Below are 24,933 nucleotides of genomic sequence, written 5' to 3'. Positions count from 1 at the left end.
CCCTACTCCTCCGCGACCTGGAGCACCAGCTTGCCGAGGTTCTCACCGCGGAACAGCCGGAGCAACGTCTCGGGAAACGCGGTCACCCCACCGGGAACAACGTCCTCCATCGAGCGCAGTTGGCCGGCCGCCAACCACTCGGCCAGCTTCGCGACGGCCTCGGAGTACCGGTCGGCGTAGTCGAAGACGACCATTCCCGTCATGGAGGCGCGGTTCACGAGCAGCGACAGGTAGTTGCTCGGCCCCTTGACCGGCTCGGTGTTGTTGTACTGGGAGATGGCGCCGCAGATGACGATGCGGGCACCTCGGGCCAGCCGGGTCAGCACCGCGTCGAGGATGTCGCCGCCGACGTTGTCGAAGAACACGTCCACCCCGTCCGGGGCGTGCTGGCGTAGCGCTTTCTGCACATCCTCGGACCGGTAGTCGATCGCCGCGTCGAACCCGAACTCGTCGACCACCAGTCGGCACTTCTGCTCGCCGCCGGCGATGCCGATGACCCGGCAGCCCAGGAGCTTGGCGATCTGGCCGACCACACTGCCGACCGCGCCGGCCGCCGCGGAGACCACGACGGTTTGCCCGGGCTGCGGGCGGCCGACGTCGAGCAGGCCGAAGTAGGCCGTGATACCGGTCATGCCGAGGGTGCCGAGATAGACCGGAAGCGGTGCGAGCGCGGGGTCCACGATGGTGACGTCGCGCCCGTCCGACACGCAGTACTCCTGGACGCCGAAGGCGCCGGACACGTGGTCGCCGACCGCGAAGCCGGGGTGCCGCGAGGAGACGACCCGGCCCACCGCGCCGGCGCGCATCACCTCGCCGATCTCGACCGGCCGGATGTACGACCTGGCCGCGTTCATCCAGCCCCGCATCGCCGGATCGAGCGAGAGGTACCGCACCTGCACGAGGAACTCACCCTCGCCCGGCTCCCCGACCGGCACCTCGGTCAGCTTCCAGTCGGTCGGCCGGGGCAGCCCGACGGGACGCGCAGCCAGGAGCAGTTGACGGTTGATGCGCTTCATCTCGGCGGTCCCTCGATTCTCGCGGCTGACGGATGGCTGAACGTGCACGGCGACAGGCTCGGGCCGCAGCTCGACACAGCCATCACGGCTGGGCGTACCGACCGGTCGGTTTGTAGTCAAGCTACGTTCACGCCGCAACGGAAGCAAGCACCACCCGAGTCCGGGCCGCCGCCCACGGGTGAGATCCGCCTCTCACCCCCGGTGGAGCGCCCACGCTCCGCCGCGTGACACATCGTGAAATGTTGATTACAAGGGGTGTCGCCTGCCGGGGGTGGGTGGCTACGGTGGCCGCGGTCGCCGCGGCACGTCAGGCCAGCTGGTGTGCCACGACGCCGATGGGACTCATCGTGCTGCGCCACGCCGAGATGCATCACCTGCTTCGCGACCCCCGGCTGGCGCAGAGCGGCGAGCGCTGCCTGGAGCTGATGGGCATCTCCGACGGACCACTGCACGACTGGCATCCCGAGCTGGCCGGGCGCCTGCGCGGCCTGGTGCTCTTCGCCACCTGGGCGGGCCGCATCCTCGACCGGGCGCCGCAGAACCGGCTGCAGATCCCGCTGCTGGAGACCGGTGTCCTGCAGCGGATCGCGCGCACCCGTACCGGAGGTGTGCTGTTCGGAGCCGCGCAGTGCGGCACCCGGCCGTCACCGGCCATGATCTCCGTGTTCCGCGAGGTCTTCGTCCGGCAGAACCACCAGCCGCTCATCCCGATCGTGCGGGCCTTCAGCCGGGAGGACCACTATCCCCGGCTGGACGAGATCACCGTACCGACCGTCGTCGTGGTGGGCTCGGCGGACCGATCGACGCCCCCGAGCCACTCGCACCGGCTCGCCGCCGGGGTGCCCGGAGCGCGGCTGGTGACCGTGACGCCGGACACATGCTGAACTGGGAGGCGCCGGACGTTCTCGTGGAGACCATCGCGTCACTCCAGCCGTGACACCCGCGCGGCCGAGCGGTCGACGACCGAGGGCGCCGGGACGGTCAGAAGTCGTCCGGCGTGCGCATCCGCTCGCGCACCCAACCGCCGGCCGGCTTGAGCCGGCCCGTACCGCTGAACTGCCCGCTGCCGCACGTGCCGCCGGTGAAGACCGCGCCGGAGCGGAAGTCGTCGGAGTAGTTCCAGCTCACCCAACTGATCTTCCTGCTCGCCAGCAGGTCGAGGTAGCGCTGGGTCATCGTGAAGTTGTTCGGACCGTCGCCGGAGGCCTCCTGGCTGCCGAACTCGGTCACGAAGATCGGGAGCCGGTCCGCCGCGCGCGCCAACGTGTCGTAGTACCGGTCGCCGTGCGAGGCGGCGTAGAAGTGGAAGACGTACATGATGTTGGTCGCGGCCACCGGGTTGGCGGCAATGGTGTCGACGCCACCACCGGTCCCGGAGACACCGAGCGACGACCAGTCGGGGGTTCCGACGAGCACCACGGCCTCCGGATCCCGCTGGCGGATGACGGGGACGACCTGGTCGGCGTAGCTCTTGACGGCGCTCCAGCTGACGCCGTTCGGCTCGTTGGCGATCTCGTAGAGGACGTTCGTCTTGTCGCGGTGGCGGTCGGCGATCTCGGCGAAGAAGGTACGGGCCCGGGACAGGTTGTGGTTCGGATCCCCGGGGGTGAGCATGTGCCAGTCGACGATCGCGTAGAGGCCGCGGGCGGTGGCCAGCTCGATGTAGTGATGGACCAGGTCGGTGAAGCGGCGCGGATCGGTCTCGTAGCCGCCCTCCTGGACGTACATCGAGATCCGCAGGACGTCCGCCCGCCACTCCTGCGCGAGGACGTCGAGGGAGGCGGGAGTGACGCAGTTGGCGTACCACTGGAGGCCGTGCGTGCTCATCCCCCGCAGTTGGATCGGCTTGCCGTTCCGGTTGCACAGTTGCCGTCCGCAGACCTGGAGCTGTCCGTTCGCCGCCACCGGCGTGCTGGCGGGAGGCGCGGTGGTCGGTGGAGGCGGGGGTGGGCTCGTCGTCGGCGGTGGGGTCGCGTCACACGGCTGGCCGTTGAGCCGGCAACCGGTGGGGCTGCCGGACCCGTTGCCGAGAAGGCCGAACGTCACCGAAGTGCCGGGAGTGAGCGTGCCGTTCCAGGACCGGTTGGTGAAGCTGTAGTGCTGCCCGTCCCGGGTCATCAACGCGTCCCAGTACGAGCCCACGCTGGTACCCGCCGGCAGGTCGAACTCGACGCGCCAGGAGTCGAGGGTGCTGCCGCCCCGGTTGGTGATGGTGTACCGGCCCTCCCAACCAGATCCCCAGTCGGAGGTCTTGACGAAGGTCGCGGTCGGCGTGGCCGCCGCGGCCGCGGTGGCGCCGACGGCCACGGGGACCGCCGCCATGACCGCGACGACGCCCGCCAGGACGAGATTCCTGACGTTCAGCTTCACAGGTCCTCCGGTGGAGACGTCGCCCGAACGGCTCGCGCGGCCGGCATCGGGACGGCGCCGCGGCGCATCGCAATCGAACTATAAACATACTTAAATGTTCTGGCAACGGGCGGTCGAGGCCCACCGGCGGTCCGTGATGGCGGGCGAGCGCCAGCAGGGCCACGCGCAACTGCGGTAAGGAACGCGGAGAGCCGCTCCCCCACCGTGTCACCGGCCGGCGTCCCGGGGAGCAACGACGAGCCGCGATATCCCGGGCGGCCGTAGCGTCAGTTCCCGGCTCGGCCGGAAGCGTCGACGGTCGACACGGGGGTGCCGAGTTCGACGGTACGGGAGACGGTGCAGAGCCGGTCGTGCGACTGCTGCAGCGACCGGGGCAGCGCCGCACGCGCCTTGTCGCCGTCTTCGTCCATCGGGAATTCCACGGTGAACTCGACCGTGAGGTTCCGCATCCGGTTCCCTCCGGTCTCGTCCCGGACCTTGTCGCCGCTGACCTTGACGGTGAACCGGGTCGGCTCGGCGCGGCGGCTGGTGATGTGGTCCACGTCGATCGCGGTGCAACCGCCGATGGCCGCCAGAAGCAGCTCCACCGGTGTGAAGCTGGCGTCCTCACCCGCGCCCATCGGCAGCGATCCGCCGCGGACGTTCCGCGCGACGTACTGCCCGACGCTGGTGCGCTCGATCTCGACGGAGCGGAAGGTGTCCTCACTCATGACCGGGACGCTACCCAACCGGGCCGGTGGCCGCCGGGAGAGGTGGATGATCGGGTGAGACGAAGCTGACACGCCGACGCGACATCTAGTGTTGCTTGCTCGACGGTGTCGGCATATATGGTGTTCCCCGCAGCTGGTTCGGCCGTTCCCGCAGGGGCGGTCGAGGCAAGAGGGAACCCGGTGCGAGTCCGGGACTGCCCCGCAGCGGTGAGTGGGAACGACCGCCGTCATCGAGCACTGGGCCTGATCGGGCCTGGGAAGCGACGGCCAGTAGGCGACCGGCGACCCCGGTCAGGCCCGCGAGTCCGAAGACCTGCCAGCGCGCCGTGCGCCTGTGCGCGCGGCGGTCGGAGGTCGCGCGGGACGACCGACGCCAGCAGCCGGGCCTGCCGTCCGTCGGGTCCGCTGGCGTTCTCCCGCGTCCGAGGGCCATCGGAGACAGCGCGAGGAGAGGTCATGACGGTCGTACAGGAGAGGCTCGCGTCCGGCGCGGGCGCACCGGAGCCGCGCCGGCAGGTGATGCAGGTCCGCAAACGCAACGGCGACGCCGAGCCGGTGGACGTCAACAAGATCGTCAAGGCGGTCGAGCGGTGGGTGGCCGACCTGGACGAGGTGGACCCGATGCGGGTCGCCACGAAGACGATCAGTGGTCTCTACGACGGGGCGACGACCGCGGAGCTGGACAAGTTGTCGATCCAGACGGCGGCGGAACTGATCGGCGAGGAGCCGCAGTACTCGAAACTGGCGGCGCGGTTGCTGGCCGCGTACGTGGACAAGGAGGTCCGCGGGCAGGGTGTGGCGAGCTTCAGCCAGTCCATCCGGTACGCCCACGGGCTGGGCCTGATCGGTGACGACACCGCCGCGTTCGTGGCCCGCAACGCCCGCAAGCTCGACGACGCCGTGGACCCTGTCGGTGACCTGCGGTTCGAGTATTTCGGGCTGCGCACCGTCGCCGACCGCTACCTGTTGCGCCACCCCGAGTCGCGGCTGGTGGTGGAGACGCCGCAGTACTGGCTGCTACGGGTGGCCTGCGGGCTGTCCGGGACGCCGGGCGAGGCGATCCGCTTCTACCGGCTGATGTCGTCGCTGGCGTACCTGCCGAGTTCACCCACGTTGTTCAACTCGGGCACCCGGCACACGCAGATGTCGTCCTGCTTCCTGGTCGACTCGCCACGGGACGAGCTGGACTCGATCTACGAGCGGTACCACCAGGTGGCGAAGCTGTCGAAGTTCTCCGGCGGCATCGGCATCGCCTGGTCGCGGGTACGCGGCCGGGGCGCGCTGATCCGCGGCACGAACGGCAGGTCGAACGGCATCGTGCCGTTCCTCAAGACCCTCGACGCCGGCGTCGCGGCGGTCAACCAGGGCGGCCGTCGCAAGGGGGCGGCCTGCGTCTACCTGGAGCCGTGGCACCCGGACATCGAGGAGTTCCTGGAGCTGCGGGACAACACCGGGGAGGAGTCCCGGCGTACGCACAACCTGAACCTCGCCAACTGGATCCCGGACGAGTTTATGCGCCGGGTGGAGGCGGACGGCGACTGGTCGCTGATCGACCCCTCCGACGCGCCGGAGCTGCCCGACCTGTATGGCGAGGAGTTCGACGCCGCCTACCGGATCGCCGAGAAGAAGGCGGTCCGGACGGTCAAGGCCCGAGACCTGTACGGGCGGATGATGCGGACGCTGGCGCAGACCGGCAACGGGTGGATGACGTTCAAGGACCCGTCGAACCGGCTGTCCAACCAGACCGGCGTACCGGGCAACACCATCCACCTGTCCAACCTGTGCACCGAGATCCTCGAGGTGAACAGCGACACCGAGACCGCGGTGTGCAACCTCGGCTCGGTCAACCTCGGCGCGCACGTCACCGGGGACGGGGTCGACTGGGAGAAGCTGCGCTCGACCGTACGCACCGCGGTGGTCTTCCTCGACCGGGTGATCGACATCAACTACTACCCGGCCGACCAGGCCGCGGCATCGAACCCGCGCTGGCGGCCAGTCGGGCTCGGCCTGATGGGCCTGCAGGACGCGTTGTTCACCCTGCGCCTGCCGTTCGACTCGGCCGAGGCGAAGGAGCTGTCCACCCGGGTGCAGGAGGAGATCTTCCTGACCGCCCTGGAGACGTCGGCCGGCCTGGCGGAGCGGTTCGGCCCGCATCCCGCGTACGCCGAGACCCGCGCCGCCCGCGGTGAGCTGCACCCTGACCTGTGGGGTGTCGAACCCGCCCAGACCGAGCGGTGGGCGGCGCTGCGTTCGGCGATCGCCGCGCACGGCCTGCGCAACTCGCTGCTGGTCGCGATCGCGCCGACCGCCACGATCGCCTCGATCGCCGGCTGCTACGAGTGCATCGAGCCGCAGGTGTCCAACCTGTTCAAACGCGAGACCATGTCCGGTGAGTTCCTCCAGGTCAACACGTACCTGGTCCGCGAGCTGAAGGCGCGGGGACGGTGGACGCCGGAGATCCGCGACCAGATCAAGCGCGCCGAGGGATCGGTGCAGGGGATCACCGATCTGCCCACCGACGTGCGGAAACTGTTCCGCACCGCCTGGGAACTCCCCCAGCGGGCACTCATCGACCTCGCCGCCGCCCGCGCACCGTACGTCGACCAGTCGCAGTCGCTGAACCTGTTCATGGGGGCGCCGACCATCGGCAAGCTGTCGTCGATGTACCTGTACGCCTGGAAGTCCGGGCTGAAGACCACCTACTACCTGCGTTCGCGTCCCGCGACGCGGATCCAGCAGGCCACCGTCGCCGTCGCGCCCACGGCGGTCGCGCCTCCGGTCGTCGCCGCCGACGCCGAGGCGCTGGCCTGCTCCCTGGAGAACCCCGAGAGCTGCGAGGCCTGCCAGTGACCACGACGTCCGAACCCCGTACCGACACCCGGCACATGCTGCTCGACCCCGGCATGGATCTGACCCTGCGCCCGATGCGCTACCCGCACTTCTTCGACCGGTTCAAGGACGCGATCAGGAACACCTGGACCGTCGAGGAGGTCGACCTGCACTCCGACCTCGCCGATCTGGCCCGGCTCTCCCCCGCCGAGCAGCACCTGGTGTCCCGCCTGGTCGCGTTCTTCGCCACCGGCGACACGATCGTCGCCAACAATCTCGTGCTCAACCTCTACCAGCACGTCAACTCCCCCGAGGGCCGGCTCTACCTGTCCCGGCAGCTGTTCGAGGAAGCCGTGCACGTCCAGTTCTACCTGAACCTGCTCGACACGTACGTCCCCGACGAGAAGGAACGCTTCGCGGCGTTCGCCGCGATCGAGAACATCCCGTCCATCCGACGCAAGGCCGAGTTCTGCTTCCGCTGGATCGACTCCGTCTTCGAGCTCCGCGAGCTGAAGAGCCGCGAGGACCGCAGGGCGTTCCTGCTCAACCTGATCTGCTTCGCCGCGTGCATCGAGGGCCTCTTCTTCTACGGCGCCTTCGCGTACGTCTACTACCTGCGCTCCCGGGGCCTGCTCAACGGCCTCGCCTCCGGCACCAACTGGGTGTTCCGCGACGAGTCGATGCACATGGCGTTCGCCTTCGACGTGGTGGACACCGTACGGCGTGAGGAGCCGGACTTGTTCGACGACGAGTTGGTCCAGCGGGTCCGGGAGATGCTGGCCGAGGCGGTCGAGTGCGAGGTCCAGTTCGCCGAGGACCTGCTCGAACAGGGCGTCTCCGGGCTCTCCCTGGGCGACATGCGGCTGTACCTGCAGCACGTCGCCGACCGCCGGCTCGCCCAGCTCGGCATTGCACCGCTCTACGGCTCGACGAACCCCTTCGCGTTCATGGAACTGCAGGACGTACAGGAACTGTCGAACTTCTTCGAGCGGCGCGTGTCGGCGTACCAGGTGGGCGTCACCGGAAGCGTCACCTTCGACGACGACTTCTGAGCAACGGCCGGGGGGTGAACGGCTGCACCGCGAACCTGACTGAGGCCGTGCTCACCTCGACGGTAGCTGATCCGGATCTCCGTTGATCTTGCGCGTCTGATCCGTCACCGCTGCCAGGAGAGCGGTCAGTGCGGGAGCCGGCGGGGTGTCTCGGGTGACGACGACCAGGCGGCGCCGGAGGGTGGCTTCGGCAACGTCACGGATCGCCAGAGCGGGATCGCCGGTCGGTAGGGTCAACGCCGGCATCAACGCGACGGCTGCTGCGACGCGGACGAGTTCGAGTTGCACGTCGGCGTCGCTGGCGCGGTGTCGCAGGTCGGGCTCGTACCCGCCGAGGGACCGGCAGGTCCCGACCACCATGGCGTGGTGGCCGGTCCCCTCGGCGGAGGCGGCCCAGACGTCGGATCGCAGCGCCGCGACCGACACGGGTCCTCCCGTTGTGGCGAGTGGATGCGCTGCCGGTAACACGACCTTCAGCGGTTCCTCGTGCAGGAGCGCGAAGCGTAGCCCTGCCGGCCGGGGCCGGGGGTGGCCGTCGTACTCGTCGCCGATCACCAGGTCGACCGCGCCCAGCCGCAGGCCGGGTAGCGCCTGTTCGAGTTCGAGTTCGAAGATCTCCGCGCGCACCTGCGGGTGGTCGGCCGTCATGCGGGCCACAGCGGGCACCAGCAGACGGCGAGCCGCCGATTGCAGGCCGCCAGCTCGCACCGCGCCCCGGATGTCGCCGCCCAGGGCCGCCAGGTCCGCCTCCGCCGCCTCCGCCGCCGACAGCAGCACGCGCGCATGCTGGGCCAGCAGTCGCCCGGCGTCGGTGAGCCGGACGCCGCGCCCGGCCTTCTCGAACAGCCGGGCACCGGTCTCCCTCTCCAGGAGGGTCAGTTGCTGGGAGACCGTCGACGGGCTGTAGCCCAGAGCGGCGGCGACGGCTCCGAGGGTGCCGCGCTCCTCGAATTCCCGAAGGAAGCGGAGGCGGCGAAGATCCAATGCGACCATGTAGGAATTCTAATGAGTTCGCTCCATCAATCATCGCTAGACCTGACGGTTTTGGTGGTTGATGCTCGACGCATGGGTCCCGCACTGTGTCTTGTCTCCGCGGCCTGTTTCGGCGCTATGGCGATCTTCGGCAAGTTCGCCTATGACGCCGGCGTCTCACCGGGGGCTCTGCTGCTGGTGCGCTTCAGCCTGGCGGCCGCGCTGCTGGGGGTTCTCCTGCTCCTGCGGCCGGGGCTACGACGAGCGGAACCGGGTGCACACGGTGGCCTACCGGCCGGTCGGGCACCGGCAGGGCACGGCCGGGTGCTGGCTACCGCCATCGGGTTGGGCGCGATCGGGTACGCGACCCAGGCGGGCCTGTTCTTCTCGGCCTTGCAGCTGATGGATGCCTCGCTGTTGTCCCTGATCCTCTACACCTACCCGGTCCTGGTCACCGTGGGCGCGGTACTGCTCGGCCGGGACCGGCTGACCCCCGGACGTTCCGCCGCGCTGGTGGCCGCGTCGGGCGGAGCGTTGCTGGTCCTGCTCGGCGCCGGCGGGGTGAGTTTCCACCCGCTCGGCGCGCTGCTGGCCTTCGGTTCGGCGATCACCTACACCATCTACATCCTCGTCGCGGACACCGTCGTGCACCGGCTGCCGCCCGTGGTGCTGTCCGCGCTGGTGATGGCCGGGGCTGCCGGCACCCTCGGCGCCCGCGCCGGGTTCACCGGCGGGGTCGACCTCGGCTTCGGGTTGCCGGGATGGTTCTGGCTGGCCTGTATCGCCGGCGTCTCCACCGTGTTGGCGATGCTCACCTTCTTCGCCGGCCTGAAGCGGACCGGTCCGTCGACCGCCGCCATCCTGTCCACCTTCGAACCCGTGGTCACCACCGCACTGGCGGCGCTCACCCTCGGCGAATCCCTGACCCCAGTTCAGCTCGCCGGCGGTGCCCTGGTGCTGTCGTCCGTCGCTGTTCTCCAGGTCCGCCCAGCGAGGGGCCGGAAGCAGGATCAGGCCTCACGCCCGGCGCCCGACCAACCCGACCGCGCCTGCCACGGGGCGCCGGCGGCCGCGCAGAGCAAATCCGGCGAACCGCAGGCGGTGGCGCCATCGGCTGAGCCGGCCGCCCGGTGCGGCTCATCGCAGCGCCCGCGTGCCTGTTGCTAATTCGCTTTCGGCATGGCGCCACCACGGTGTCTGATCAGACTGTGTCGATCGTGTTGAGCGAGCCAGCAGTCGATGGGTTGAGCGAGGCCGTGCGCGTGCTGCGGGAGTGGCAGTACGACGGGGCGCCGATGCAGCTGCACCCAGGGGACCTGGGCTGGCACTGGCGGTTCGGCGCTGAGGCGACGGCCGCGGCGGTCCGGACCTGGAGCCGTGACGGACAGATTCTCGCCGTCGGGCTGTTGGACAGTCCCGGCCTGTTACGACTGGCGATCGCACCGGACGTTCAGGACGACGAGGAGCTTGCCCGACAGATGGTCACCGACGTGACCCGGCCGGAGCGCGGCGTCCTGCCGCAGGGGAACGTCTACATCGAAGCACGATGTGGCGCATTGCTCCACGGGCTGCTGTTCGATGACGGGTGGGACGCCGACGAGCCGTGGACACCGCTGCGGCGCGACCTCGCGGAGCCGGTGGAGGGCTGCGGCGTGCGGATCGAGCTGATCGGCCCGGCGCGGGCGCACGTGCGGTCCGCCGTCCAGCGGGCGTCGTTCGACAGGTCGACCTTCACCGACGAGCGCTGGCACGCGATGGCCGCCGGATCACCGTACGCCGACGCCCGGTGCCTGGTCGCGTACGACGACCAGGGCACCGCGGTGGCGGCCGCGACGGTGTGGTCCGCCGGTCCGGGGAAGCCCGGGTTGCTGGAACCGGTGGGCGTGCACCGCGACCATCGCGGACACGGCTACGGCAAGGCGGTCGCCGTCGCCGCGGCGGCCGCCCTCCGGGCACTGGGCTCGTCGAGCGCGATCGTGTGCGCCGAGAGCTCCAACGTCGGCGCCGTTGCCACCTACCGGTCGGCCGGCTTCGAACAGCTCCCTGAGGTGCGGGACCTGCACCGGAGCGCCTAGGAAACCGTCCTGACCGTTCCGGGGTGCCGCAGACCGTCATTATATCGATAGACTTACATCTATCGTTCTAGTGCTGGTTCCTGGGAGGAGCGACAATGAGACAGGTCCTGCGTCGCCTACGGACGGCGGCGGTCACGTTCAGTGCGTGCACGCTCGGGCTGAGCCTGGTGTCGGTGCCCGCCGCCGAGGCGTACTCGGCTCAACCGCTCGCACCGCATTCCGAGCGGGCACCGGAATCGGATCAGTTCTCGGCGGAGGGTGTGACCACGGTCGGTGAACTTCGCACCGTGGACGGCTCGCTGTCCTACGCCCGCGCCGGCCGGCGACAGATCATCCGGCACCCCGGCGCGGCGTACGTCAAGGTGCACTTCAGCTCACTGCGACTGGCTCACGGCGACTACGTCACCGTGTCGAGCCCCGACGGCCGGGAGAGCTACCGGTACGACCGCTACCTGAACCGGGCGACCAGCTCGGACTACACCACCGACGGACAGCCGGGCTTCTGGGCGATGTCGGTGGAGGGCGACACCGCCGTGGTGACGCTGCACAGCAGCCGCCCCGCGCACGGCAGGGCCGCGACCATCGACCGGTTCTGGCGCGGCTACGACCGGACGGAGATCACGCAGTACAACCTCTCCACGCTCTCCGTCTGCAGCACCGACGCCCGCCGCGACGTGGTCTGCTACCAGAACAGCCACCCCAGCGAGTACGCCCGCAGCAACGCGGTGGCGCGGCTGCTGATCAGCGGCGGTGGGTTGTGCACCACCTGGCGGGTCGGCAACACCAACCGCATGCTGACCAACAAGCACTGCATGTCGACGCAGTCGACTGTCAGCGGCAGCGAGATGCAGTTCAACTACCAGTGCGCCACCTGCGGCGGCGCCAACCCTGGCCCCGGCACCAAGGTGAGCGGCGCCACCCTCTACCGGGTGAGCAGCGGCGGCTCCAGCCAACTCGACTACACCCTGTACTCGGTGAACAACTTCACCAGCATCCAGGGCTTCGGCACGCTGTACCTGGCGACCACCGCCACCAGCACCGGCGCGCAGATGTACATCCCCGGACACGGCGACGGCAGCCCGAAGCGGCTGTCGATCTACGAGAACGCCCAGGGTGGCACGAGGTGCACCGTGCGGAACGCGAACTACAACACCTGGAACATCAGCTACAGCTGTGACACCTCTGGCGGCAACTCGGGCTCGCCGGTGCTGAACGCCAGCCACCGGGTGATCGCCCTGCACCACCTCGGCGGCTGCCCGTCGAACCAGGGCGCCAAGGCACACGTGATCTACAACGAGATCGCCGGCCTGATCGACAACGGCTGACGGCGGTGGGCCGTTGCGGCGCTACCGGCGCCCCAACGGCCCCTTCGGGTCCCGGTGGGGCGCGGCGGGCGCGGTCGGCGCCGCCTCGTGGTCAGGCACGGTGGACGGGCCGGGGTCGGTGGCTGTCGGGCGGGCGCGCAGCAGCGCCGCGACCTGCTCGCACCACTCGCGGTTCTCCTGCTCGAACCGACGGCCGCGCAGACACGTCAGGTACGGCCCGATGCGGTCGCCCTCGCGCAGGAACGTCTCCTCGTCCCGCTGGCCACGCAGCCGCCGTAGCATCCGATCGAAGAGGTCGACCTTCGCCGCCGCCATGGCCGCGCGCTCCTCGAGCTGGGCGATGACCGTGGCCGGGTCCAGCCGGTCGACGGCCTGGACCATGACGAGCAGATCCTCCCGGATGGACGACGGCTTCGACGGCGTAGCGGCGAAGGCGGCCAGCTCCGCGAGGCCGGCCTCGGTGACCGTGAACAGTCGCTTGTTGGGCCGGTCCCGCTGGATGACCTGCCGGCCGACGATCAGCCCCTCGCGCTCCAGCTTGGCCAGCTCGGCGTAGAGCTGCTGGGGCACCGCGTACCAGAAGTTCGACAGCGACACGTCGAAGGCTTTGGCCAGTTGGTACCCGCTGTACTCGCCGTCGAGCAGTGCCGCCAGCACGGCGTGACGCAACGCCATCGGCCACACCTCCCACTTCCCTCGTCGCCTAGTCAGTGATATGACTACTCCTATCGTTGACTATAGGGGAGGTCGCGCCGTGACGACCGTCGAGCGGTTCCGTGCCGCAGTCGAGGCCGGGGACCCGGCCGCGTTCGAGGGGCTGTTCAGCCCGGACGTCCGCTTCTTCAGTCCGGTGAAGTTCACCCCGTTCGAGGGGGCGCCGGCCGTCCACGGGCTCCTCGGCGTGCTCCTACGCACGTTCGAGGATTTCCGGTACGTCGGGCAACTGGCCGGCGAGGCCGAGATCGGCACGGCGGGCCGACCGGTCGAGTCGCACATCCTCATCTTCCGCGCGACCGTGCGCGGCAAGCAGATCCACGGCCTCGACCTGCTCCAGCTCGGCGACGACGGTCTGATCGAGGAGTTCACGGTCATGGTCCGCCCGCTGTCCGCCGTCACCACGTTGAGCGAGGCGGTCGTCGCCGGTCTCGCCGCCGACGGCATCGCCCCGTGACACGGAAGGTCGCGCGATGAAACTCGGGTACACCACCGGCTACTGGTCCTCCGGCCCCCCGGCCGGCGTCACGGAGGCCATCGCGGAGGCCGACCGCCTCGGCTTCGACTCGGTCTGGGCCGCCGAGGCGTACGGATCGGACTGCCTGACCCCGCTCGCCTGGTGGGGCGCCAGCACCTCCCGCGTGCGGCTGGGCACCAACATCATGCAGATGTCGGCCCGCACGCCGACGGCGGCCGCGATGGCGGCGCTCACCCTCGACCACCTGTCCGGCGGCCGGTTCATCCTCGGGCTCGGCGCCTCCGGCCCCCAGGTCGTGGAGGGCTGGTACGGCCAGCCGTACCCCCGGCCGCTGGCCCGCACCCGGGAGTACATCGAGATCGTCCGCGCCGTCCTCGCCCGCACCGGCCCGGTCGAGTACGACGGCGAGTTCTACCAGCTGCCGCACCGTGGCGGCACCGGCCTGGGCAAGCCGCTGAAGTCCACCGTCCACCCGCTGCGCGCCGACATCCCGATCTTCCTCGCCGCCGAAGGGCCGAAGAACGTGGCGCTGGCCGCCGAGATCGCCGACGGCTGGCTGCCGTTGTTCTTCTCCCCCAAGGCGGACGGCTTCTACCGCTCCGCGCTGGCCGAGGGCTTCGCCCGACCGGGCGCCCGGCGCGGCCCGGACACGTTCGAGATCGCCGCGACCGTGCCGATCGTCGTCGACGACGACGTGGAGCGGGCGGCCGATCGCATCCGGCCGTTCGTCGCACTGTACGTCGGTGGCATGGGTGCCAAGTCGGCCAACTTCCACCGGGACGTCATCGCCCGCCTCGGATACGAGCGGGAGTGCGACGTCATCACCGAGGCGTACCTGGCTGGCAACAAGCAGGAGGCGATCGCCGCCGTACCGACCGCGCTGGTGGAGGACATCGCGCTGATCGGGCCGACCGCGAAGATCAAGGACGAGCTGCAGCGGTGGCGCGAGACGGTGATCACCACCCTGCTGGTCCAGGGCGGCCCACGACAGCTGCGCCAGTTCGCCGAGTTGGTCGACTGAGGAGCCCACTGCCGCTACGGCCGGTTCCTCGACCGGCCGTAGCGGCAGTGCCATCGGTGCGGGCCGACCGGTGGCACCTCTCGCCGCCACCTGCTGGCCGGCCCGCTCCAGCCTGACGGCGTCACCTCGACTCCGACATCCATCGATGGATGGCTATTGACGGTGGACTGTTAACAAACTTTACTGAGAGCGACGTCCATCGCTGCGGGCGCCGGTCCCGCCAGGTCAGAAGGAGCGCGCCATGCATCTACCGCGCCGCGCCACCGTCGCGGCCCTCGCTCTGCTGCTCTTGCCCACCGCCGTCATCACAGCCACGCCAGCGGCAGCCGCCGCCGGCCTGACCGCCACCTTCTCCAGCGCCGACCACGGCTCCTGGTGGCAGTCCAGGTACGTCGTCGCGAACCCGACCAGCGCCGCCATCACCGGCTGGACGCTGGAGTTCGACCTACCGTCCGGCGTCACCATGGGCGGCTCCTACAACGGCAAGGCCACCGTGTCCGGCAGTCACGTGACCGTCGTCAACGAGTACTACAACGGATCGGTCCAGCCCGGTGGCAGCACCGAGCCGTACAGCTTCTGGTTCATCGCCTCGGGACCGGGCACCCCGACCAACTGCCGGATCAACGGCAGCAAGTGCGACGGCAGCGCCGACCGGCCACCGTCGCCCCCGACCGGCCTGCGCTCGACCGGCCGCACCACCAGGACCGTGTCGCTGGCCTGGGACGCGGCAGCCGGCGGGGACTTCCCGGTGGCCGGCTACGACGTCTACCGCGGCGGCACCCTCGCCACCAGCGTCACCGGCACGTCGGCTGTGGTCACCGGGTTGTCCCCCGACACGGCGTACACGTTCACCGTGACGTCGAAGGACACCCGCGGGAACCGGTCCGCGGCGAGCACACCGGTCACGGTGACCACGCTCAACCCGTCCGACGACAACACGGCGCCAAGTCCACCGGGCAACCTGCGCTCGACGGGCAGGACGTCCAGCAGCGTGTCGTTGGCCTGGAACGCCTCGACCGACGCCAGCGGGATCGCCGGCTACGACGTCTATCGGGGCGGCACCCTGGCCCTGTCCGTCACCGGCACCACCGCGACGGTGACCGGGCTTGCGCCGTCGACGGCGTACACGTTCACGGTGAAGGCCCGCGACCGGTACGACAACGCCTCGGCGGCCAGCAACGCGGTCACCGCGACGACCGATGACGTGGTCGGCGGTGGCGGCCATGCCCGGGTCGGATACTTCGTCCAGTGGGGCATCTACGGCCGGCAGTACTTCGTCAAGAACCTGGACACCACCGGCGCGGCGGCGAAGCTGACCCACATCAACTACGCCTTCACCAACCTCGACCCGGTGAACCTGACCTGCCTCAACGGCGTCACCAAGGGCACCACCCCCGACCCGCAGGACCCCGACCAGGGCACCGGCGCCGGTGACGCCGACGCCGACTACACCCGACCGATGAGCGCGGCGCAGTCCGTCGACGGGGTCGCCGACACCGGCTGGGAGCCACTGCGGGGAAACTTCAACCAGCTCAAGAAACTCAAGGCCAAGCACCCGCACCTCAAGGTGTTGATCTCGCTCGGCGGCTGGACGTACTCGAAGTTCTTCTCCGACGCGGCGGCCACCGACGCGGCGCGGAAGAAGTTCGTCAAGTCCTGCATCGACATGTACATCAAGGGCGACCTGCCGGCGTACAACGGCGCCGGCGGCGCGGGCGTGGCCGCCGGCATCTTCGACGGCATCGACCTGGACTGGGAATGGCCCGGTGCCGAAGGACACCCGGGCAACCACTGGGGCCCGCAGGACAAGGCGAACAACCTGCTGCTGTTCGCCGAGTTCCGCCGGCAACTCGATGAGCTGGGCGCGACCACCGGCAAGCGGTACCTGTTGACCGCGTTCACGCCGGCCGACCCCGCGAAGATCGCTGCCGGCTGGGACATCAGCACCTCCGACGGCACCCCGAGCGTGTTCGACTACATGGACTTCGCCAACGTGCAGGGATACGACTTCCACGGCGCGGGCAGCGACAACTCATGGGAGCCGAACCGGACGGGCCACGCCTCCAACCTCTACACCGACGCGCAGGACCCGTACACCGTCCACTTCAGCTATGCCGACGCCATCCAGGCCTACCTGGATGCCGGCGTGAACCCGCGCAAGCTCACCATCGGGCTGCCGTTCCACGGCCGCGGCTGGCAGGGCGTGACCGACGGCGGGGTGCACGGCGAGTGGCAGGCCGCCACCGGCGCGGCGCCCGGCCAGTTCGCGGAGGAGGCCGGTACGCGGGGCTACAGCAACCTGATCGCCAGCGTGCCGGGCTGCACCGTCCACCACGACGAGCAGTCGATCTCGACGTACTGCTACACCGGGCCCGGTGGCCAGTGGTGGACGTTCGACGACCCCTGGTCTCTGCAGCGCAAGACCGCTTGGTTGAAGTCCAAGGGTCTGCTCGGCGTGATGATCTGGGAGATGTCCGGCGACACCGGGACACTGATGAACGCCGTCGACGGCGGACTGAACTGAGCACGTTCGCCCGGGTGGCGGAGTTCGGCCGACCCCGCTCCGCCACCCACGTCCGCTGCGGCGATCCGCTCACCGCCCTGGGTGGTCCGGGACGTGGCGTGGGACAAGGTGAGCGTCGCCGGGTCCGCGACGACTACGGTGTCGTCATGGTTGGCGACCAGGTTGACGAGGCGGCGTCCGACGCCCACCGGGCGGCGCCGCGGACCGGCCGCACCGGTGACGACGCCATCTTCGACCGGGGTCCGGGCCGTGCCCGGCCCTCGGGCGGCTGCCCGTACGCGGAGGTCGACCCGGCGTGAGGAGATCGGCACGGGGTCTGATCGATCTGGTCATCGAGCCGGGAACCTGGGAGTCGTGGGACGAACCCGTTGCCGACCCAACCCCGCTCGACGCCGACTACGCGGAGGCGCTGGCGGCCGCGCGCCGGGCCACCGGAGTCGACGAGGCGGTCATCACCGGCGCGGGCCGGCTGGGCGGGCGGCGGGTCGCCGTCATCGCCGGCGAGTTCGCATTTCTCGGCGGCTCGATCGGCGTCGCGGCGGCCGAGCGGCTCACCCGGGCCGTCGAGCGGGCGACCGCCGAGCGGATCCCGTTGCTGGCCGCGCCCGCGAGCGGCGGCACCCGGATGCAGGAAGGCTCGATCGCGTTCGTGCAGATGGTGAAGATCAGCCAGGCGATCACCGCGCACAAGGCCGCGGGGCTGCCATACCTGGTCTACCTGCGGCACCCGACAACCGGCGGCGTGTACGCGTCGTGGGGGTCCCTCGGGCACCTGACAGTCGCCGAGCCGGGCGCGCTGATCGGCTTCCTCGGGCCGAAGGTGCACGAGGCGCTGACCGGCTCGCCGTTCCCGGCCGGCGTGCAGGTCGCCGAGAACCTCCACCGACACGGTCTGATCGACGCGGTCGTCGCGCCGGAGCAGGTGGCGCCGCTGGCCGCGCGAGCGCTGGCCACTCTCAGCGCGCCGCGCCGCCTCCCCCGTCCGCCCGTCCCGGCGGAAGACCCGCCCGACGAACGCACCGCCTGGGACGCCGTCCGACGATCCCGGCGAGCAGACCGTCCCGGAATCCGCCGACTGCTGAGACACGCCGGCCGGGATGTCGTGCCGTTGCACGGTACGCAGAGCGGCGAAACCGGAGCCGGTGTGATCGTGGTGCTGGCCCGCTTCGGGGAGGCCCCCGCCGTGGTTGTCGGACACGACCGGCGCGACAGCCCGCCCGACCCCGCTGGCCTTCGGGCCGTCCGGCGGGGGTTCAAGCTCGCCGCGGAGTTGGGCCTGCCCGTCGTCACCGTTGTCGACACGCCGGGCGCCGCCCTGTCACCACAGGCCGAGGAGGGTGGCCTGGCCGGAGAGATCGCCCACTGCCTTGCCGATCTCGTCACCCTGCCGGTGCCGACCCTGTGCGTGTTGTTGGGTCAGGGCAGCGGCGGCGCCGCCTTGGCCCTCCTGCCGGCCGACCGTGTCATCGCCGCGGCGCACGGCTGGCTCTCGCCGCTGCCGCCGGAGGGCGCGTCGGCGATCCTCCATCGCACCGTCGAACGGGCGCCGGAGATCTCCGCCGCGCAGGGCATCCGTGCGCAGGACCTGCGGGCGAGGGGCATCGTGGACCGGATCGTGGCCGAGCGACCCGACGCCGCCGACGAGCCCGCGGCGTTCCTCGACCGGCTGGGGGCGGTACTGGCGCACGAGCTGGCCACCCTGCTCGACGTCGACCCGGCGGACCGCCTCCAGGCCCGCCGGGCCCGCTACCGTCGACTCTGACCGCGAACTCCCGCCGAATGGTCGCGATCGCCAGGTCGCCTGCCCCCGGCTCGACCTGGTGGGTTGTCGTATAGCGGATTGACCTCGTCACCTGGATCGGTCGAGGCTTGCGGAACAGGACGCCGGTGGCTGTGCCCGCGTCCCGGACCAGGCGCACGGGCCCGGGTGGCTCCTGGCCAGGTGAACACCGACGGAGGTCAGAAGGAGAGTGGCAGTGGAGGAAGCGGCGTGGATCGGGTCGCTGGCGGCGACCGGCGCGGGGGCGCTGGTCGGCGCGGCCGCCAGCGACGCCTGGCAGACAGCCCGCGACGGCGTCGTCGCGCTGTTCCGGCGGAGCGGGCCGCGCCGGGCCGCGCTCGTCGCGGCGCAGCTCGACACCGATGCCGAGATGCTGGCGCAGACCGACCCGGCCGATCGCGACCAACTCCGCCGGCAGCTGCTGCCGGCCTGGCGGACTCGGCTGGCCGATCTGCTCGCCGAGCACGCCGATGAGGTCGGCGCCGACAGCGCCGTGGCCGCCGAGCTACGCACGGTGACCGCCGCCGTCCTGGCCGAGCTGTCCGCACCCCAGCAGACCTGGGTGCAGCGGGTTCACGCGTCCGCGCCCGGCGCGATCGCCCAGGGCGTCCAGGGCGGCGGAAACATCGTCAACCACTACGGCGAGGCGGCGCCGACGCCCGCGAGTACCGACCCGGCGGGCAGGTGAGCAGCACCGTCGGCTCGCGCTACGTCCAGCATGTCACCGCCACCGCCGGGTTCGCCTACGGCGTGATCGGCGCCGACATCCACGTCCTCGGCGACGGCACTCCCCTGTACGTGCTGGAAGACCACCGCTCCGCCCGGCCGCCCGACTCGGTGTGGCTGCTCGACGTGCCCAGCCGCATGCTCGACGCCCGCTACGCCGTCGTCGACTTCACCGGCCGCCGGACCGAACTCGCCCAGCTGCACGCCTGGCGTACCGATGTCGGGCGGCGGCTGGCCGCCCGATGGCTGCACGCCCCGGGTGGGCAGGGCAAGACCCGGCTGGCCGACCAGTTCGCCGCCGAAGCGCGCGCCGCCGGCTGGAAGACCGTCACGACCACCCACGGCCCGGGCGCTGCCATCCCCCAGCCCGGCAGCCAGGATCTACGCCTGGACGGCTCCGCCGGGCTGCTGCTCGTCGTCGACTACGCCGACCGGTGGCCGCCCAGCCACCTGAACTGGCTGCTCAGCAACGCCCTGCTCGGCCAGCCCGGGATGGCCACCCGCATCCTGCTGCTCGCCCGGATCCCGACCTGCCCACCCGCCCTCGTCAAGACCCTCACCGATCTGCAAGCCGGCGTCTCGCACCAGTGTCTCGGCCCGCTGCTCGCTCCCGCCGGCGACCGGGCCCGCATGTTCACCGCCGCCCGTGACGGGTTCGCCGCCCACTACCCTGCCACCGACACCAGCGGCATCGAACCGCCGGTTCGGCTCGACCATCCGGACCTGGGCCTGACCCTGGCCGTCCACATGGCCGCCCTCGTCGCGGTCGACGCCCACGTCCACGGTCGACGCCCACCCGACGACGCGGCCGGACTGACCTGCTACCTGCTGGAACGCGAACACCAGCACTGGGAACGTCTCTACCAGCACCGCAACCACGACGGCCACCCCACCAACCTGGAGTACGAGAGCCCGCCGGGCGTCATGGCACAGGCAGTGTTCACCGCGGCGCTGACCGGGTCCGTCGACCATCCCACCGGCAAGGCCATTCTCACCGGTCTCGACCTGGAAACCCACCCACAGCGCATCCTCGCCGACCACGGCAACTGCTATCCACCGGCCGACCCGACCCGGGTGCTGGAGCCGCTGTACCCGGACCGGCTCGCCGAGGACTATCTCGCCCTCACCGTCGCCGGCCACTCCGCCCACCACCGCAGCTTCCCCTGGGCGGCCCCCACCGCGATCGCCCTGCTCACCCGCGACGCCGACGGAGCAGCCCCGGCGTGGGCGCCCCGCGCGATCACCTTCCTCGCCTCGGCAACGCAACGCTGGCCCCACCTCGGCACGGCCACCGTCCACCCGCTGCTGCGCACGGACCCGAAACTCGCCATCGACGCCGGCAGCGCCGCCCTGATCGCCCTCAGCGACCTCACCCATCTACCACTCGACACACTCAAGGCCATCGAACGACTTCTACCCCGCGACCGGCAGTTCGACCTCGAGCCGGGTGCCGCGGCGATCACCCGTGCGCTCCTCCGCCGCACCGACACCGCCACCACCGACCTCGCCGACCTCGCCGACCTGCAGGACAGGCTCAGCAGGCGACTCGTCCACGCCGGCCACTACGACGAGGCGCTGGTGCCCGCCCAGGATGCCGCCGAGGCGTACCGGCGGCTCGCCGAGGCCGACCGCGCCCACCTGCCGCAACTCGCGGCAGCGCTGGACAGCCTCTCCCAGCGTCTGGCCGAACGCAGCCGCCATCACGAAGCGCTCGCTCCCGGCCGGGAAGCGGTCGACCTGTTCCGACACCTGGCCGACCTCGAGCCGGCCGTGTTCCGGCCCCTGCTCGCGGCGTGCCTGCACAACCTCAACATGCTCCTCGGCGACCTGGGGCGCCTTGAGGAGGCCCTGACGGCGGCCCAGGAAGCGGTCCACCTGGTGCGGGGTCTGATCGAGAGCGACCCGTCCACCGACCCGAAACTGCTCGCCGGGTCGCTGCACAACCTCGCCGTCCACCTGGCGAAGCTGGGGCGGCGGGAAGAGGCACTGGCCGCCGGGCAGGAAGCCGTCGCCATTCAGCGGCGGCTGGCGCAGGACAGTCCGGCGCGCCTGCCCGGCCTCGCGACGATGCTGAACACCCTCGGTCTGGACCTGAGGAACCTGGGCCGCCACGAGGAGGCGCTGGCCGTTGCCGAAGAAGCCGCCGACAAGTACCGGCGGCTGGTCGACATCAACCCGGCCGTGCACCGGCCCGGACTCGCGATGACGTCGTACAACCTCAGCCTCCACCTGTCGGCGCTGGGCCGCGACGAGGAGGCGCTCGCCGCCGCGGCGGTCGCCGCCGACCTGTACCGGCGGGTCGCCGAGGCCGACACCGCCGTGTACCTGCCCGCGCTCGGAGCGTCGCTCGACCGCCCCGGCCGGCTCCTGTCGAAGCTGGGCCGGCGACAGGAGGCCCTGGCCGCGCACCAGGAGGCCGTCACCATCCACCGACGGCTCGCCGAGGTCAACCCGACCGCCTACCAGCCCGGCCTGGCCATGGCGCTGACCCGCGCCGGCGCCGAACTGGCGGGGGTCAGCCGGCGGCGAGAAGCCCTGGAGAGCAGTCGAGAAGCAGTAGCGCTCTACCGGCGTATCGCCGAACGCCATCCGACCGCCCACCTGCCCGGCCTGCCCTACGCACTGTACGGATTCGCATGGGTACGTGCCCGGGTGGGACGCGAGCTGCGCCAGGCACTCTCGGCGGTCCGCGAGGCCATCGCGCTGTACCGGCCCCTTGCCGAACAGGAGCCGGACACCTTCGGTCCGGAACTGTGGTCGGCACACCGCACCCAGGCCGATGTGCTCGACAAACTCGGTCGTAAGGCGGAAGCGGCGCAACTACGTCACGCGCTCGCCACCGCGGCAGCCACCGTACCCCGCACCAACTCCGGCGGGCGAGCGCGATCCTCGGCAGCCGATGGTCCGCCTGAGCGGAATGGCGACGCCGGTCACCGTGCCGGGCTGTCCGGTGGGTCGAGGGAGAAGTAGTCCTCCTCTTCCTGCGTCAGGTGCAGGCGGAGCACGGCGTCCAGCCCGTACAGGGTGGCCAGCAGGTCGGGCACCGCGTCGCGGCGCAGTCGACCGTCCGGTTGTTGCGCCAGGTGGCCGCCGATCCGGTCCACCAGCCGGCTGATCTCCACATGTGTCCGGCTCATCGTCGAGGTCGCCTCGTCGCTGCCGAGCGGGCCAGCGAGGGCCGGATAGAGCTGCCGCTCCTCGGCCGCCTCGTGTGGCAGGACCTCGTCGACCAGCCGGCGGTGCACCTCGCGCAGCGCCGGCACGCACTCCGGCGCGTCGGGGCGGGTCGCCACCAGGTCGGCGGTGTCGCGCAGCCGGTCCAGCACGCCCCGCACCGCGACGTGCTCGCCGGCGTACCGGTCGAGCAGTTCCCGGGTCCGCGGCGGGACGTCCCGGCGGCGCACGCCGCCGCCGAGGGCGCGCAGCGCGTTGAGGATGACCAGCACGTCGATGCCCTCCTGGAGGAACGCGCCGGCGACCGGAGGCAGCCTGCCAGCGGCGGCGAACGCCATCGCGACGACGGCCAGGCCCATGCCGACGGTGGCGCTCTGCACCGCGATGCGGCGCGCGTACCGGGCGATCTCGACGGCGTCGGCGAGCCGGTCCAGCCGGTCGACGGTGAGCACCGCGTCGGCCACGTCGGCGGAGGCGGTCGCTCCGGTGGCGCCCATCGCCACGCCGACGTGCGCCTCGGCCAGGGCCGGCGCGTCGTTGACGCCGTCGCCGACCATCACGGTGACCGCCTGCCGGGACTCCGCCCGGACCCGGGCCACCTTCTCCTGCGGCGAGCACTGGGCGATCACATCGTCGACGCCGACGGTCTGCGCCACCTGCCGGGCGGTACGCGGCCGGTCACCGGTGACCATGATCAGCCGGCGGAGCCCCGCCTCCCGCAGCCGCCGCACGGTCCGCCGGGCGTCGGGGCGTACCGGGTCCTCCAGCAGGATCGCCCCGAGTGGGGCCCGGTCGTCGCTGACCCAGACGGTGGAGTGGCCGGCCAGTTCGGCGCGCTCGCGTACCTGGTGCGCCCACTCGGGCGGATCGCCGACGAGCTGGCCGACCCGGATCATCCGCCCCTCCACCCGGCCGGTCACCCCGCGCCCCGGTTCCTCGGTGACGTCGGTCGGTTCGGCCAGCGGCAGCCCCCGGTCCCGGGCCTGCCGGACCAGAGCCGCGGCCAGCACGTGCGGGGAGAGCTGCTCGACGGAGGCGGCCAGGCGAAGCAGTTCGTCCCGGTCGCCGCCGGGCGCGACGACCGTCTCGGCGGCCCGGGGGTGGCCGGCGGTGAGCGTGCCGGTCTTGTCCATCAGCAGGGTCCGGGCGCGGCCGAGCAGCTCCAGCGAACCGCCGTCGCGGACCAGCACGCCGCGCCGGGCCGCCCGGGACAGCCCGGAGACGATCGCGATCGGCGTGGCCAGCAGCAGCGGGCAGGGGGTGGCCACCACCAGCACCGCCACCGCCCGGAGGAACTGGCCGGTCAGCAGCCAGGCGGCGCCGGCCAGCAGCAGGGTGAACGGCACGAACGCGGCGGCGTACCGGTCGGCGAGCCGGACCATCGGGGCCTTCCGTGCGGTGGCCTCCTCGGCCAGCCGGACGATCCCGGCGTACGTGCTCTCCGCCGCGTTCTTCGTCGCCCGCAGCCCGAACCCGGCGCCGGCGTTGACCACGCCGCTGGCCACCTGCTCGCCGGTGGTGCGAGTGACCAGCTGCGACTCGCCGGTGACCACCGACTCGTCCAGCGTGGCGGGCTCCTCCACGGTCCCGTCCACCGGTACCGCGTCGCCGGGGCCGACCACCAGCCGGTCCCCCACCGCCACCCGGTCCAGCGGCACCACCTCGATCCCGCCGTCCGGGGTACGCCGCCGGGCCTGCCGCGGCGCGCGTTCCAGCAGCGCCCGCAGGTCGCGGGTGGCCCGGCGCTGGGCGTAGTCCTCCAGCGCCTGCCCGGTCGCGACCATCACCGCGATCACCGCGCCGGCCAGGTACTCGCGGACCAGCAGGGTGCCGACCAGCGCCAGCACGGCGACCACGTCGACTCCGAACTGCCGATGCCAGAGCTGCCGCAGCGTCGACCAGACGGCCGGCAGCAGCGCCACCAGGGTCACCGCCGCCCAGATCAGCTCGGCCGCACCCCGCAGCCCGGCGGACCACAACCCGGCACCGACCAGCACGGCCAGGGTGAGCAGGGTCAGCGGGGCCCACTGGCGCCAATCCACCCGGTGCCGCCGCACCGGCCGCTCCGGCACGCATCCACCCGATTCCGCTCCCACCTGCGGATCGTCTCAACGGCGCGCGTCGCCGGACCGGGCAACCGGGGCAATCCGAACGAGGGCGAAGGGCC

At 71.3% G+C, this 24,933-nt stretch carries 18 protein-coding genes, 1 pseudogene and 1 riboswitch; of the genes and pseudogenes, 13 read left to right on the top strand and 6 right to left on the bottom strand.

From position 1 onward, the window contains the following. Nucleotides 1-2: 2 nt before the first annotated feature. On the bottom strand, nt 3-1,016 hold the full coding sequence (locus tag GKC29_RS15750) for an NADP-dependent oxidoreductase (protein ID WP_196255623.1): 1,014 nt from the start codon (nt 1,014-1,016) through the stop codon (nt 3-5). Nucleotides 1,017-1,351: 335 nt separating this feature from the next. Here GKC29_RS15750 and GKC29_RS15745 point away from each other — a divergent pair, with 335 nt between their 5' ends. After that, on the top strand, nt 1,352-1,900 hold the full coding sequence (locus GKC29_RS15745) for a hypothetical protein (protein WP_230688632.1): 549 nt from the start codon (nt 1,352-1,354) through the stop codon (nt 1,898-1,900). Nucleotides 1,901-1,997: 97 nt separating this feature from the next. Here the strand turns inward: GKC29_RS15745 and GKC29_RS15740 are convergent, their stop codons facing one another. Next, nucleotides 1,998-3,386 (bottom strand): cellulase family glycosylhydrolase, encoded by a 1,389-nt coding sequence (locus tag GKC29_RS15740; protein WP_155331549.1) that lies wholly within the window; start codon nt 3,384-3,386, stop codon nt 1,998-2,000. Between the two features lie 266 nt (nt 3,387-3,652). Continuing rightward, a complete protein-coding gene (locus GKC29_RS15735) occupies nt 3,653-4,096 on the bottom strand; it encodes an OsmC family protein (protein ID WP_155331548.1) in 444 nt (147 codons plus the stop codon). Nucleotides 4,097-4,213: 117 nt separating this feature from the next. Continuing rightward, a riboswitch (cobalamin riboswitch) is annotated at nt 4,214-4,432 on the top strand. Between the two features lie 120 nt (nt 4,433-4,552). On the opposite strand from GKC29_RS15735, the gene GKC29_RS15730 reads away from it, so the two are divergent. Together GKC29_RS15730 and GKC29_RS15725 are read left to right on the top strand one after the other, a co-directional pair. Further along, nucleotides 4,553-6,946: a ribonucleoside-diphosphate reductase subunit alpha gene (locus tag GKC29_RS15730; RefSeq protein WP_155331547.1), complete on the top strand. Its 2,394-nt coding sequence runs from the start codon at nt 4,553-4,555 to the stop codon at nt 6,944-6,946. Between the two features lie 35 nt (nt 6,947-6,981). After that, nucleotides 6,982-7,977, top strand: coding sequence for a ribonucleotide-diphosphate reductase subunit beta (locus GKC29_RS15725; RefSeq protein WP_155334163.1), 996 nt, complete (start codon nt 6,982-6,984; stop codon nt 7,975-7,977). 51 nt (nt 7,978-8,028) lie between these two features. Here the strand turns inward: GKC29_RS15725 and GKC29_RS15720 are convergent, their stop codons facing one another. Further along, on the bottom strand, nt 8,029-8,970 hold the full coding sequence (locus GKC29_RS15720; RefSeq protein ID WP_155331546.1) for a LysR family transcriptional regulator: 942 nt from the start codon (nt 8,968-8,970) through the stop codon (nt 8,029-8,031). A 72-nt stretch (nt 8,971-9,042) separates the two neighbouring features. Between GKC29_RS15720 and GKC29_RS15715 the strand changes: the two genes are divergently transcribed. From GKC29_RS15715 to GKC29_RS15705, 3 genes are all read left to right on the top strand, one after another. Further along, nucleotides 9,043-10,116, top strand: a complete 1,074-nt coding sequence (locus GKC29_RS15715; RefSeq protein WP_155331545.1) for a DMT family transporter — start codon at nt 9,043-9,045, stop codon at nt 10,114-10,116. 41 nt (nt 10,117-10,157) lie between these two features. Then, nucleotides 10,158-11,024 (top strand): GNAT family N-acetyltransferase, encoded by an 867-nt coding sequence (locus GKC29_RS15710; protein WP_155331544.1) that lies wholly within the window; start codon nt 10,158-10,160, stop codon nt 11,022-11,024. A gap of 95 nt (nt 11,025-11,119) precedes the next feature. Beyond that, nucleotides 11,120-12,349, top strand: a complete 1,230-nt coding sequence (locus GKC29_RS15705; protein ID WP_155331543.1) for a serine protease — start codon at nt 11,120-11,122, stop codon at nt 12,347-12,349. A 129-nt stretch (nt 12,350-12,478) separates the two neighbouring features. Here the strand turns inward: GKC29_RS15705 and GKC29_RS15700 are convergent. Continuing rightward, nucleotides 12,479-13,024 (bottom strand): annotated as a pseudogene (locus tag GKC29_RS15700) (PadR family transcriptional regulator); the annotation flags it as partial. 79 nt (nt 13,025-13,103) lie between these two features. On the opposite strand from GKC29_RS15700, the gene GKC29_RS15695 reads away from it, so the two are divergent. The 7 genes from GKC29_RS15695 to GKC29_RS15665 all read left to right on the top strand — a co-directional run bounded on the left by GKC29_RS15695 (nt 13,104) and on the right by GKC29_RS15665 (nt 22,562). Further along, nucleotides 13,104-13,520, top strand: a complete 417-nt coding sequence (locus tag GKC29_RS15695) for a nuclear transport factor 2 family protein (protein ID WP_155331541.1) — start codon at nt 13,104-13,106, stop codon at nt 13,518-13,520. A gap of 16 nt (nt 13,521-13,536) precedes the next feature. Beyond that, entirely contained in the window at nt 13,537-14,562 is a 1,026-nt protein-coding gene (locus GKC29_RS15690) for an LLM class F420-dependent oxidoreductase (protein WP_155331540.1), read from the top strand. A 241-nt stretch (nt 14,563-14,803) separates the two neighbouring features. Next, nucleotides 14,804-17,086: a glycosyl hydrolase family 18 protein gene (locus tag GKC29_RS15685; protein ID WP_155331539.1), complete on the top strand. Its 2,283-nt coding sequence runs from the start codon at nt 14,804-14,806 to the stop codon at nt 17,084-17,086. A 146-nt stretch (nt 17,087-17,232) separates the two neighbouring features. Next, nucleotides 17,233-17,385, top strand: a complete 153-nt coding sequence (locus GKC29_RS15680) for a hypothetical protein (RefSeq protein ID WP_155331538.1) — start codon at nt 17,233-17,235, stop codon at nt 17,383-17,385. Then, the gene (locus GKC29_RS15675; protein WP_230688631.1) at nt 17,382-18,848 is read left to right on the top strand and encodes an acetyl-CoA carboxylase carboxyltransferase subunit alpha/beta; all 1,467 of its coding nucleotides are present in this window, start codon (nt 17,382-17,384) and stop codon (nt 18,846-18,848) included. The genes GKC29_RS15680 and GKC29_RS15675 overlap by 4 nt, the downstream gene beginning before the upstream one ends. 214 nt (nt 18,849-19,062) lie before the next feature. Beyond that, nucleotides 19,063-19,554 (top strand): hypothetical protein, encoded by a 492-nt coding sequence (locus tag GKC29_RS15670; RefSeq protein WP_155331536.1) that lies wholly within the window; start codon nt 19,063-19,065, stop codon nt 19,552-19,554. Further along, nucleotides 19,551-22,562: a tetratricopeptide repeat protein gene (locus tag GKC29_RS15665; protein WP_155331535.1), complete on the top strand. Its 3,012-nt coding sequence runs from the start codon at nt 19,551-19,553 to the stop codon at nt 22,560-22,562. Before GKC29_RS15670 ends, GKC29_RS15665 begins: the two co-directional genes overlap by 4 nt. On the opposite strand, the gene GKC29_RS15660 is transcribed toward GKC29_RS15665, so the two are convergent. After that, nucleotides 22,523-24,862: a heavy metal translocating P-type ATPase gene (locus GKC29_RS15660; protein WP_155331534.1), complete on the bottom strand. Its 2,340-nt coding sequence runs from the start codon at nt 24,860-24,862 to the stop codon at nt 22,523-22,525. The genes GKC29_RS15665 and GKC29_RS15660 overlap by 40 nt on opposite strands. Nucleotides 24,863-24,933: the final 71 nt, after the last annotated feature.

The sequence above is a fragment of the Micromonospora sp. WMMC415 genome, from assembly GCF_009707425.1.
In the GTDB taxonomy this organism is placed as follows: Bacteria; Actinomycetota; Actinomycetes; order Mycobacteriales; family Micromonosporaceae; genus Micromonospora.
Note: the sequence above shows the minus strand (reverse complement) of the source record. Positions and strands in the feature narration are given on the sequence as shown.

Coding starts and splice junctions, on each gene's coding strand:
- GKC29_RS15750 (WP_196255623.1), bottom strand. CDS start 1,016: ATGAAGCGCATCAACCGTCAACTGCTCCTGGCTGCGCGTCCCGTCGGG.
- GKC29_RS15745 (WP_230688632.1), top strand. CDS start 1,352: ATGGGACTCATCGTGCTGCGCCACGCCGAGATGCATCACCTGCTTCGC.
- GKC29_RS15735 (WP_155331548.1), bottom strand. CDS start 4,096: ATGAGTGAGGACACCTTCCGCTCCGTCGAGATCGAGCGCACCAGCGTC.
- GKC29_RS15730 (WP_155331547.1), top strand. CDS start 4,553: ATGACGGTCGTACAGGAGAGGCTCGCGTCCGGCGCGGGCGCACCGGAG.
- GKC29_RS15725 (WP_155334163.1), top strand. CDS start 6,982: ATGCTGCTCGACCCCGGCATGGATCTGACCCTGCGCCCGATGCGCTAC.
- GKC29_RS15720 (WP_155331546.1), bottom strand. CDS start 8,970: ATGGTCGCATTGGATCTTCGCCGCCTCCGCTTCCTTCGGGAATTCGAG.
- GKC29_RS15715 (WP_155331545.1), top strand. CDS start 9,043: ATGGGTCCCGCACTGTGTCTTGTCTCCGCGGCCTGTTTCGGCGCTATG.
- GKC29_RS15705 (WP_155331543.1), top strand. CDS start 11,120: ATGAGACAGGTCCTGCGTCGCCTACGGACGGCGGCGGTCACGTTCAGT.
- GKC29_RS15690 (WP_155331540.1), top strand. CDS start 13,537: ATGAAACTCGGGTACACCACCGGCTACTGGTCCTCCGGCCCCCCGGCC.
- GKC29_RS15685 (WP_155331539.1), top strand. CDS start 14,804: ATGCATCTACCGCGCCGCGCCACCGTCGCGGCCCTCGCTCTGCTGCTC.
- GKC29_RS15680 (WP_155331538.1), top strand. CDS start 17,233: ATGGTTGGCGACCAGGTTGACGAGGCGGCGTCCGACGCCCACCGGGCG.